The 9,866-nt window shown below is 74.1% G+C and carries 11 protein-coding genes and 1 tRNA gene; 3 read left to right on the top strand and 9 right to left on the bottom strand.

The genetic code is table 11. The features are described from left to right. Position 1: 1 nt before the first annotated feature. The 4 genes from WML84_RS09690 to WML84_RS09675 form a co-directional block, all read right to left on the bottom strand. Positions 2-86, bottom strand: a tRNA-Leu gene (locus WML84_RS09690). Between the two features lie 69 nt (positions 87-155). Further along, the gene (locus WML84_RS09685; RefSeq protein WP_347345940.1) at positions 156-1,235 is read right to left on the bottom strand and encodes a VIT1/CCC1 family protein; all 1,080 of its coding nucleotides are present in this window, start codon (positions 1,233-1,235) and stop codon (positions 156-158) included. Between the two features lie 109 nt (positions 1,236-1,344). Beyond that, positions 1,345-1,809 carry a hypothetical protein gene (locus tag WML84_RS09680; protein ID WP_347345939.1) on the bottom strand — a complete coding sequence of 155 codons (465 nt, stop codon included), beginning with the start codon at positions 1,807-1,809 and terminating at the stop codon, positions 1,345-1,347. Positions 1,810-1,865: 56 nt separating this feature from the next. Next, positions 1,866-3,689 carry a DEAD/DEAH box helicase gene (locus WML84_RS09675; protein WP_347345938.1) on the bottom strand — a complete coding sequence of 608 codons (1,824 nt, stop codon included), beginning with the start codon at positions 3,687-3,689 and terminating at the stop codon, positions 1,866-1,868. A gap of 114 nt (positions 3,690-3,803) precedes the next feature. Between WML84_RS09675 and WML84_RS09670 the strand changes: the two genes are divergently transcribed. Then, the gene (locus tag WML84_RS09670) at positions 3,804-4,730 is read left to right on the top strand and encodes an SGNH/GDSL hydrolase family protein (protein WP_347345937.1); all 927 of its coding nucleotides are present in this window, start codon (positions 3,804-3,806) and stop codon (positions 4,728-4,730) included. Between the two features lie 13 nt (positions 4,731-4,743). Here WML84_RS09670 and WML84_RS09665 read toward each other — a convergent pair whose 3' ends face one another. Further along, positions 4,744-5,538: an RNA methyltransferase gene (locus WML84_RS09665; RefSeq protein ID WP_347345936.1), complete on the bottom strand. Its 795-nt coding sequence runs from the start codon at positions 5,536-5,538 to the stop codon at positions 4,744-4,746. Between the two features lie 60 nt (positions 5,539-5,598). Here WML84_RS09665 and WML84_RS09660 point away from each other — a divergent pair, with 60 nt between their 5' ends. Together WML84_RS09660 and WML84_RS09655 are read left to right on the top strand one after the other, a co-directional pair. Beyond that, a complete protein-coding gene (locus WML84_RS09660) occupies positions 5,599-6,450 on the top strand; it encodes a Sir2 family NAD-dependent protein deacetylase (RefSeq protein ID WP_347345935.1) in 852 nt (283 codons plus the stop codon). Positions 6,451-6,485: 35 nt separating this feature from the next. Then, positions 6,486-7,091, top strand: a complete 606-nt coding sequence (locus tag WML84_RS09655; protein ID WP_347345934.1) for a histidine phosphatase family protein — start codon at positions 6,486-6,488, stop codon at positions 7,089-7,091. Positions 7,092-7,099: 8 nt separating this feature from the next. Here the strand turns inward: WML84_RS09655 and WML84_RS09650 are convergent, their stop codons facing one another. The 4 genes from WML84_RS09650 to WML84_RS09635 all read right to left on the bottom strand — a co-directional run. Continuing rightward, positions 7,100-7,915, bottom strand: coding sequence for a CoA ester lyase (locus WML84_RS09650; protein WP_347345933.1), 816 nt, complete (start codon positions 7,913-7,915; stop codon positions 7,100-7,102). Next, positions 7,912-8,385: a MaoC family dehydratase gene (locus WML84_RS09645; RefSeq protein WP_347345932.1), complete on the bottom strand. Its 474-nt coding sequence runs from the start codon at positions 8,383-8,385 to the stop codon at positions 7,912-7,914. The genes WML84_RS09650 and WML84_RS09645 overlap by 4 nt, the downstream gene beginning before the upstream one ends. Before the next feature lie 4 nt (positions 8,386-8,389). Beyond that, positions 8,390-9,550, bottom strand: coding sequence for an acyl-CoA dehydrogenase family protein (locus WML84_RS09640; RefSeq protein ID WP_347345931.1), 1,161 nt, complete (start codon positions 9,548-9,550; stop codon positions 8,390-8,392). Further along, positions 9,547-9,866 (bottom strand): acetyl-CoA carboxylase biotin carboxyl carrier protein subunit (locus WML84_RS09635; RefSeq protein ID WP_347345930.1); only part of this gene is annotated, 320 nt, incomplete at its 5' end. The genes WML84_RS09635 and WML84_RS09640, both read right to left, overlap by 4 nt.

Here is a 9,866-nt window from a genome sequence, read left to right as displayed (position 1 = left end):
GTGCGCGAGGGGGGACTTGAACCCCCACGCCCTATACGGGCACTAGCACCTCAAGCTAGCGCGTCTACCTATTCCGCCACCCGCGCATGGGTGTGTGGTTGTCGCCAACCGAAGATCGACCTTAGCACGTCATGCGCGTCGATCTGCAACCGGCGTCAGCCCAGCGACACTCCGAAGAGCAGTCCGAGGGCGTACGTGACCGCCGCGGCGCCGAAGCCGATCGCGAGCTGCCGCAGCCCGCGCCGCAGCGGCGGCGCGCCCGACAGCAGTCCGACCGCGGCACCCGTGCCCATGAGCGCCGCGCCCACGAGTGCAAGCGCCAGCACGATCGCCGGCGCGCCCGAGAGCCCGAACAGCCACGGCAGCACCGGGATGATCGCGCCGGACGCGAAGAACGCGAAGCTGGATGCCGCCGCGCCCAGCGCACCGCCGACCACCTCGTGGTCGTCGGCATCGGCCCGGGGCGGCGGCGTGCCGCGCTGGGCCGCGGCGATGACCGCCAGCGCGCGCGAGCGGGCCTCGTCCAACGGCATCCCCCGCGTGCGGTACACGAGGGCGAGCTCGTTGTGGTCGAGGTCGAGGTCGGGCAGCACCTCGTCGGCCGAGCTGTCGGGCTGGGTCGCGTCGAGCAGCTCGCGCTGCGAGCGCACCGAGACGAACTCCCCCGCGCCCATCGACAGCGCGCCCGCGAGGAGGCCCGCGATGCCGCTGAACAGCACGAGCTGCGGTGCGACGCCGGTGGCGCCGATGCCCATGACGAGCGCGAGGTTCGAGACGAGGCCGTCGTTGGCGCCGAACACGGCGGCGCGGAAGGTGCCGGACAGGCGACGCCGCCCGCGCGCGGCGAGTCCGCGCACGACCTCGCCGTGGATCCGCTCGTCCGCGGCCATCTGCGCGGTCGCGTACGGCTCCTTCTCGTACGGCGACCGGTTCTCGGCGTTCTGGGCCAGGGCGAGCACGAAGATCGAGCCGAACCGGCGCGCCATCCAGCCGAGCATCCGCGTGCCTGGGCTCGGCGACGGCAGCCGCGCCGGCTCGCTGCCGAGGAGGTCCAGCCAGTGCGCCTCGTGGCGGCCCTCGGCCTCGGCGAGCGCGAGCAGGATGTCCCGCTCCTCGCCGTCGCGGCGTGCCGCGAGCTGGCGGTAGACGTGCGCCTCGGCGCGTTCGTCGACGAGGTACTGCGCCCAGCGGCGGCGGTCTCTCGACGTCGGCTCGGTCGATGCGGTCGCGTTCAATCGGTCCTCCGAGACGGGTGACGGGACCATTCGAGGCTAGCGAGACACCGATGCCGCGACCCGCCCCGGCCCGGCATTGCCAGCATTTCGGACCCCCGAACGGCGCGGGCTACCCGCGGTGCAGACGGGCACGCAGCGCGCGCTCGCCGCGCGCCATGACCACGTGATGCGCCCACACGAAGGCGGGCCGCAGCACCGCCGCGGTGGCGTTCATCCACGCCTTCTCGGTCGACACGTCCCAGTGGAAGACGACGGCCGTGCGGTCGGGGGCGAGCGACTCCAGCTCGACGCGCCCCGCTCCGCGGAGGTCGCCGGTGCTCTCGGCGGCGAGCACCCGCCCCGGATCGACCTCGGTCAGCGTCAGCCTCGCCCGCAGGCGGTAGCCGAACGGGCTGCGGACGGCCAGCACGAGCCGCTCCCCCGGCACCGGCCGCGACGGCGGCACCGGCACGGAGACGCCCGGCCACCACGACTGCACGGTGCCGTCACCGACGAACCGCACGAGCTCGACCCAGCAGCGCTCGCGCGGCGCGGGGAGCTCCCAGCGCGTCACGAAGCGGTAGGCGCGGCCCATGCGCGCGAGTCTACGAGCCGCACCGGCACGCAGGTCGGACCGATGTGCCGGCCGGCTCAGGAGCGCACGCGGGAGCGCAGCAGGTCGATGCGCGTCTGCAGCTGCGCGACGGTCGCCTGCGCGACGGCCGGCCCGCCGCACTCGCGCCGCAGCTCCGCGTGCACGGCCCCGTGCGGCGCGCCGCTCTGCCGCGCGTAGAGCCCCACGAGGCTGTTCAACAGCTGCCGCTGCTCGCGGAGCGTGCGGTGCAGCGGCGCCGGCAGCCCGGCATCCTCCGCGGCGTCCGGAGCGTCTGCCTCGCGCGCCTCGCGCGCGCGCCGGTGCCGCGACTGACGGGACTGCCGCTGGGTCAGCAGCTCGTGCACGTGCTCGGGCTCGAGCAGCCCCGGAAGCCCCAGGAACTCCTCCTCCTCGGGCGTGCCGGGCACGGCGAGCTGCCCGAACTCCCGTCCGTCGTAGAGCACGCGGTCGAAGTGCGCGATCGACCCGAGCGCCTGGTACGTGAACTCGTCGGTGAGGGCGTCGGATGCCTCGTCCTCGCGCTCTGCGGCGGCGAGGAGGTCGTCGTCGAGCAGGCCGTCCTCGGTCTGCTCACGGTCGAGCGCGTGATCGCGCTGGCGCTCCAGCTCGTTCGCGAGCTCGAGGAGCTGCGGCACGTTGGGCAGGAACAGACTCGCCGTCTCGCCGCGCCGGCGCGCGCGCACGAAGCGCCCGACGGCCTGCGCGAAGAACAGCGGCGTCGAGGCAGACGTCGCGTACACGCCCACCGAGAGCCGGGGGACGTCGACGCCCTCCGACACCATGCGCACCGCGACCATCCACCGCGAGGTCCCGGCGCCGAACGTCTCGATGCGCGCGGAGGCGTCCTTGTCGTCGGAGAGCACGACCGTGGCCGGCTCGCCGGTGACCTCGGTGAGGATCGCGGCGTAGGCGCGCGCGGAGGTCTGATCGGTCGCGATGACGAGACCCCCGGCATCCGGCACGCTCTCGCGCACCTCGCTGAGCCGCCGGTCGGCGCTGCGCAGCACCGCCGGGATCCAGTCGCCCTCGGGGTCGAGCGCCGTGCGCCACGCCTGCGCGGTGACGTCCTTCGTGTTGTCCTGCCCGAGGTGCGCCTCGAGCTCGTCGCCGGCGCGCGTGCGCCACCGCATCCTGCCCGCGTACACGAGGAACAGCACGGGCCGCACGACCCCGTCGGCGAGCGCCCGCCCGTAGCCGTAGCCGTAGTCGGTGCGCGAGAGCCGGATGCCCTTGTCGTCGGGGTGATATTCCACGAACGGGATGGGCGCGGTGTCGCTGCGGAACGGCGTGCCCGACAGCAGGAGCCGCCGCGTCGCGCGCGCATAGGCCTCGCGGAGCGCATCGCCCCAGCTGAGCGCGTCGCCGCCGTGGTGCACCTCGTCGAGGATCACGAGGGTACGGGCGTCCTCGGTGAGGCGACGGTGGACGGATGCCTTGACCGCCACCTGCGCGTACGTCACCGCGACGCCGTGGTAGTGCCGCGCGGGAGCACGGTCGCGGTTGCTGAAGCGGGGGTCGAGGCGGAGCGAGACGCGGGCCGCGGCATCGGCCCACTGCGTCTTGAGGTGCTCGGTCGGGGCCACGACGACGATGCGGTCGACCACGCCGCGGCGGAGCAGCTCGGTCGCGAGCCGCAGCGCGAACGTGGTCTTGCCGGCGCCCGGGGTCGCCGCGGCGAGGAAGTCGCGCGGGCCCTTGCCGACGCCGTCCGGACCGTCGGCGCCGAAGTACTGGTCGAGCGCCTCGGCCTGCCAGGCGCGCAGCCGCTGCGCGGTGCCCCACGGCGCCCGCTGGGGGAAGGAGGGCGACAGGTGCTCGGCGGCGAAGCTGCCGAAATGCTCCCGCTGGTCCCCATCCACGAGTGACCACCCTAAGCCACGGCGCCGACATGCCCCGCGCCGCCGGAGGCCGCTCTCAGGCCGGTGTCGGCGGGGCGGGGTAGCCTCGACAACGGCCACAAGCCGAGGAGAATCATGGACACCAGCGACCATTCGACCGACCACCACCGCTCCCCCTACGTCCCCAACGACAGCGCCCATCCGTGGCGTCGCATGGTCGCGATCGGCGACTCGTTCACCGAAGGCATCGGCGACCCCGAGCCGTCGCTGCCCGGCGGGCATCGCGGGTGGGCCGACCGCGTCGCGGAGGTGCTCTCCGCGCAGGTCGACGACTTCGCCTACGCGAACCTCGCCGTCCGCGGGCGGCTGATCGCGCAGATCGTCGCCGAGCAGATCGAGCCCGCGCTCGCCCTGAACCCCGACCTCGTCACGTTCTCCGCCGGCGGCAACGACGTCATCCGGCCCGGCACCGACCCCGACGAGGTCTCCCAGCAGTTCGAGGATGCCGTCGCCCGCCTCTCGTCGCAGGGGGCGACGGTCGTGGTGTTCACCGGGATCGACACGAGCTTCACGCCGGTGTTCCGCGGCATCCGCGGCAAGGTCGCGATCTACAACGAGAACATCCGCGCCATCGCCGAGAGGTACGACTGCATCGTCGCCGACCAGTGGGCGCTCAAAGAGATCCAGGACGCGCGCTTCTTCGACGACGACCGGCTGCACCTGAACGCGCTCGGCCACCACGAGGTCGCCCGCATGGTGCTGCGCGCCCTGAACGTGCCCAACGAGCTGCAGCCCATGCAGCCCGACCCGCTGCCGGCGCTCTCGTGGCGCGAGGCCCGCGCGCACGACCTCGTGTGGGCGCGCGAGCACCTCATGCCGTGGGTGCTGCGGCGCCTGCGCCACCAGTCCTCGGGCGACAACGTGACGGCGAAGCGACCGCAGGCGACGCCCTACGCGACCTCGCCGGCGACGAAGCTCCCCGCCAAGACCCGATCCGACCTGCCGGTCGAGGTCGTCGCGCCCGGGCGCGACCGCACGGCCGGGCCGGGGCATCCGGCCTGAGCCCGGCCGGGGGTCAGACCCGCAGCGCCCACAGCGCGACGGCTGCCGCGGCCGCGACGTTGAGCGAGTCCACACCGCCGGCCATCGGGATCGTCACGACGGTGTCGGCCGCGGCGAGCGCGCGGCGCGACAGGCCGTCGCCCTCGGCGCCCATGAGGAGCGCCACCCGATCCGGCCGCGTCGCGACGAACACGTCCAGCGGCACGGCGTCGTCCGCGAGCGCGAGCGCGGCCACGTGGAGGCCGGCGTCGTGCAGGACGCCGCCCGCCTCGGGCCACTCCGGCAGCCGCGTCCACGGCACCTGGAAGACGGTGCCCATGCTCACCCGGACGCTCCGCCGGTAGAGCGGATCGGCGCAGCGCGGCGTGACGAGCACCGCGTCCGCCCCGAGCCCCGCGGCAGCGCGGAACGCGGCGCCCACGTTGGTGTGGTCGACGACGTCCTCGAGGATCAGCACGGTGCGCGCCCCCGCGACCACCTCTGCCACCGGCGGCAGCGCGGGACGGTGCATCGCGGCGAGCGCCCCGCGGTGCACGGCGTAGCCGGTGAGGCGTTCGGCGACGGCATCCGTCACGACGTAGACGGGCGCGTCGCCGGCGACGGACGCCGCGTCGTCGAGCCACTTCTCCTGCACGAGGATCGAGCGCGGCCGGTGCCCGGCGGCGACCGCGCGGCGGATGACCTTCGCCGACTCGGCGATGTACAGGCCGCCCGCCGGCTCGAGCACGCGGCGCAGCGCGACGTCGGTGAGATCGCGGTAGTCGGCCAGGCGCGGATCTCCCGCGTCGTCGATGCGCTCGATGGGCATGGGTCCACCTTCCCACGCGTGCGAAACATGCCCGAAAACGAGGGAGCGTAGGCTCGGCGCATGATCACGGTCCTCGATGTCGATCGCGCGACGGCCACCGCCGTCGAGACCGCCGCCGCCGCGCTCGCCGGACGCCGCATCGCGGTGCTCACCGGCGCCGGGGTGTCGACGGACTCGGGCATCCCGGACTACCGCGGCAAGGGCAGCCGCACGCGCACGCCGATCACGATGCAGCAGTTCGTCGCGCACGAGTCGGCGCGCCGCCGCTACTGGGTGGGCAGCCACCTGGGCTGGCGGGCGTTCGCGGCCTCGGAGCCCAACGCGGGTCACCGCGCCCTGGTCGACCTCGAGGACGACGGCATCGCGACCGGTGTGGTCACCCAGAACGTCGACGGGCTGCACCTCCGTGCCGGCAGCCGCCGCGTCGTGGAGCTGCACGGCACGATGCGTCGAGCGGTGTGCCTGCATTGCGGGCAGGTGTTCGACCGCCGCGACCTCGCCGTGCGCGTCGAGGCCGACAACCCGTGGATCACCGTGCCCGAGAACGTGCCGCTCGGACCCGACGGCGACGTGCTGCCCGAGACGAGCGACGGGTTCGTGGTCCCGGACTGCAGCGTGTGCGGCGGCACGCTCAAGCCGGACGTCGTGTTCTTCGGCGAGTTCGTGCCGGTCGAGCGCTTCCAGGAGGCGGAGCAGCTCGTGCGCGCGAGCGGCGCGCTGCTCGTGGCCGGGTCGTCGCTCGCGGTCAACTCCGGAATGCGGCTGGTCGAGCGCGCGCGGCGCCGCCGGCTGCCGATCGTGATCGTCAACCGCGGCCAGACCCGCGGCGACGTCTCGGCGACCGTCAAGATCGACGCGGGCACGAGCGACGTGCTGCCGCTGCTCGTCGACGCGCTGCGCACGGCGCGCTGAGCGGTCGCTCAGGGACGTCTGGATAGGCTCGCGGTGTGACCACTCTCACCCTCGTGCGCCACGGCGAGACGGACTGGAACCGCGACCGGCGCATCCAGGGCACCACCGACATCCCGCTGAACGACAGCGGTCGCGCGCAGGCGCGTGCCGCCGCCGAGCGGCTGCGCGTTCAGCTGCCGGTCGACGCCCCGATCGTGGTGGCCTGCAGCCACCTCTCGCGGGCGCACGAGACCGCCGGCATCGTCGCGGCCGAGCTCGGCGTCGCCGCTCCCCGGGCGTACCCGCAGCTGCGCGAGCGCGGCTACGGCATCGCCGAGGGCATGTCGACGTCGGACTTCGCGGCACGGTGGGGCGACTGGCACACCGCCGAGATCCCCGACGCCGAGCCGTGGCCGCACCTGCGGGTCCGGGCGATCTCGGCGATCCGGCGGGTCGTCCGCGACGCGCGACGCGCCACCAGCCCGACCGGACCGTCGGTCGTGGTCGTCACGCACGGCGCGCTCATCCGCGAGGTCATCCGGCACGCCACCGGCGGCGAGTTCCCCTCCGGCGCCGAGCGTCTGCCGAACGGGTCGATGCACACGCTGCTCGTCGAACGCGACCGCCTGCGCCTGCTCGACTACGCCTCCGTCGCCTACTGACGCCCGTGTCAGCCGGCGTCGGCGCGGGCGACCACCGTGCGCGCGTGCCGCAGCACCGGCTCGTCCACCATGCGGCCGCGGTGGCTGAACACGCCGCCCTGCCCCTCGGCGGCGGCCAGCAGGCCACGCGCCCACGCGACCGTCGCGGCGTCGGGCCGGTACGCGGCGCGGATCGTGGCGACCTGCCCGGGATGGATGCACGCGGACGCCGCGAATCCGCTCGCCGCGGCATCCGAGGCCTCGCGCCGGAGCCCGCGCTCGTCGGCGAGGTCGAGGTGCACGGCGTCGATCGCGGCCTTCCCGGCCGCGCCCGCAGCCAGCAACACGCGCGATCGCGCGTACCGTGCGATGTCGCGGTAGCCGCCGCGCCGCTTGCGGCTCGACGTGCCGCCGAGCGAGGCGACGAGGTCCTCGGCGCCCCACATGAGCGCGACGGCGTTCGGCAGCGCGGCGAGCTTCTCGGCGGATGCCACGCCCCGGGCCGTCTCGCACAGTGCGACGACCTCGAATCGCTCGTCGATCCGCCCGACGCGCTTCGCCGACTCGGCCTTGGCCACCATGATCGTGCGGTAGTCGGTCTGCGAGAGCGTCGCGAGATCCGCCGCGACGTGCTCGCCGCCCAGCGGGTTGATCCGCACGATCACGCGCGCCGGGTCGAGCTCCGACTCGATCAGCGCCCCGCGCGCGAAGACCTTGCGGCCCGAGGCGACCGCGTCCTCGAGGTCGAGGATCACGGCATCCGCCCGCTCGGCCGCCTTCGCGAACCGCTCCGGACGGTCGGCGGGGCAGAACAGCAGCGCCGGCCCCATCGCGAACCCGGTCATCGGTCGCCCTCCCGGTACCGCATGAGCGCGACGCGCGTCGCGACGGCGACGACCGCGCCGTCCTGGTTGCGCCCGGTGTGCCGCATGGTCACGACCCCCTCCCCCCGGCGCGACGCCGACGGGCGCACCGCGACGATCTCGGTCTCGGTGTACAGCGTGTCGCCGGCGAACAGCGGATGCGGGAACGAGACCTCGGTCAGCGCCAGCTGCGCCACGAGCGTCCCCTGCGTGACCTGCGCGACCGACATGCCGACCATCGTCGCAAGAGTCCACATGGAGTTCATGAGGCGCTGCCCGAACGGCTGCGCGGCGGCGTAGGCGGCGTCGAGGTGCAGCGCCTGCGTGTTCATCGTGAGCGACGAGAACAGCACGTTGTCGGCCTCGGTCGCCGTGCGTCCCGGCCGGTGCCGGAAGACGTCGCCGACGGCGAGCTCGTCAACGTAGCGGCCCCGCTCCTCGATCTCGGTCACGCTCTCACGCTACCCCGAGCGCCCGCGCGATCACGAGGAGCTGCACCTCGTTGGTGCCCTCGCCGATCTCGAGGATCTTCGAGTCGCGGTAGTGCCGTGCCACCGGATATTCGTTCATGAAGCCGTTGCCGCCGAACACCTGGGTCGCGTCGCGCGCGTTCGCCATCGCGGCGTCGCTCGCGGTGAGCTTCGCGACCGCGGCCTCGGTCGTGAACGGCTTGCCGCCGTCGCGCAGGCGCGCCGCGTGCAGCCACGCGAGGCGCGCGGTGTGCACGCGCTGCTGCATCGCGGCGAGGACGAACTGCGTGTGCTGCCGCGTCGACAGCGCCGCGCCGAACACGGTGCGACGCCGCGCGTAGTCGACGGCGGCCTCGAGGCACCCTTCCGCGGCGCCGGTCGCGAGGGCGGCGATCGCGATGCGGCCCTCGTCGAGGATGTGCAGGAAGTTCGCGATGCCGCGCCCTCGCTCGCCGAGCAGGTTCTCCTCCGGCACCCGCACGCCGCTGAACGACAGCGGGTGGGTGTCGCTCGCGTGCCAGCCGACCTTGTCGTACGCAGGTCCCACCGCGAAGCCGGGCGTGCCGGAGGGCACGATGATCGTGGAGATCTCCGTGCGCCCGTCGCGCTCGCCGGTCACGGCGGTGACGGTGACGAACCGCGTGATGGGCGTGCCGGAGTTCGTGATGAACTGCTTCGACCCGTCGACGACCCATTCACCGGCGTCGAGTCGTGCCGTGGTGCGGGTGGCCGCGGCATCCGACCCCGCCTCCGGCTCGGTGAGCCCGAACGCGCCCAGTGCGCGCCCGGCGAGGAGGTCGGGAAGCCACTGCGCGCGCTGCGCATCGGTGCCGAAGCGGTGTATGGGCATGGCCCCGAGGCTCACCGCGGCCTCGAGGGTGATCGCGATCGACTGGTCGACGCGGCCGAGCGCCTCGATCGCGAGGCACAGCGTCGTGTAGTCGCCGCCCTGGCCGCCGACCTCTTCGGGGAACGGCAGCCCGAACAGCCCGAGATCGCCGAGCTGCGCGACGACGTCCATCGGCAGCGTCTTGGTGCGGTCGGCCTCGTAGGCGCGCGGGGCGACGACCTCGTCGGCGAACGCGCGGACGAGGCGGGCGAGCTCGAGCCGGTCCTCGCCGAGGTCGTAGGTGGACAGGTCGATCATCGGGAGCCTCCTGGTTCCGCATCGGCGGTGTCGGCGGTGGGCGCTGCGGGCGGGACGGGAGCGGGCGCCGCGACCACCTCGGCGATCACGTCGTCGCGCGCGACCTGGGCGCCCTCGGTCACGTGCACGCGCGCGGCGCCGTCGTGCGGCGCGGTCACCGCGTGCTCCATCTTCATCGCCTCGATGGTCACGAGGCGGGCGCCGGATGCCACGGCCTCGCCGTCGCGGACGTGCACGGCCACGACCGTGCCCGGCATCGGCGCGCGCACCTCGGGCGCCGCGGCGGCCTCCGCACGGGTGGCCCGCGCGAGGCGCT

It is taken from the genome of Microbacterium sp., assembly GCF_039812165.1.
Taxonomy (GTDB): Bacteria; Actinomycetota; Actinomycetes; order Actinomycetales; family Microbacteriaceae; genus Microbacterium.
Note: the sequence above shows the minus strand (reverse complement) of the source record. Positions and strands in the feature narration are given on the sequence as shown.

What these genes read in the sequence shown, in the direction of transcription:
- WML84_RS09660 (WP_347345935.1), top strand. Translation starts at nt 5,599, where the DNA reads ATGATCACGGTCCTCGATGTCGATCGCGCGACGGCCACCGCCGTCGAG.
- WML84_RS09640 (WP_347345931.1), bottom strand. Translation starts at nt 9,550, where the DNA reads ATGATCGACCTGTCCACCTACGACCTCGGCGAGGACCGGCTCGAGCTC.
- WML84_RS09670 (WP_347345937.1), top strand. Translation starts at nt 3,804, where the DNA reads ATGGACACCAGCGACCATTCGACCGACCACCACCGCTCCCCCTACGTC.
- WML84_RS09680 (WP_347345939.1), bottom strand. Translation starts at nt 1,809, where the DNA reads ATGGGCCGCGCCTACCGCTTCGTGACGCGCTGGGAGCTCCCCGCGCCG.
- WML84_RS09650 (WP_347345933.1), bottom strand. Translation starts at nt 7,915, where the DNA reads ATGACCGGGTTCGCGATGGGGCCGGCGCTGCTGTTCTGCCCCGCCGAC.
- WML84_RS09665 (WP_347345936.1), bottom strand. Translation starts at nt 5,538, where the DNA reads ATGCCCATCGAGCGCATCGACGACGCGGGAGATCCGCGCCTGGCCGAC.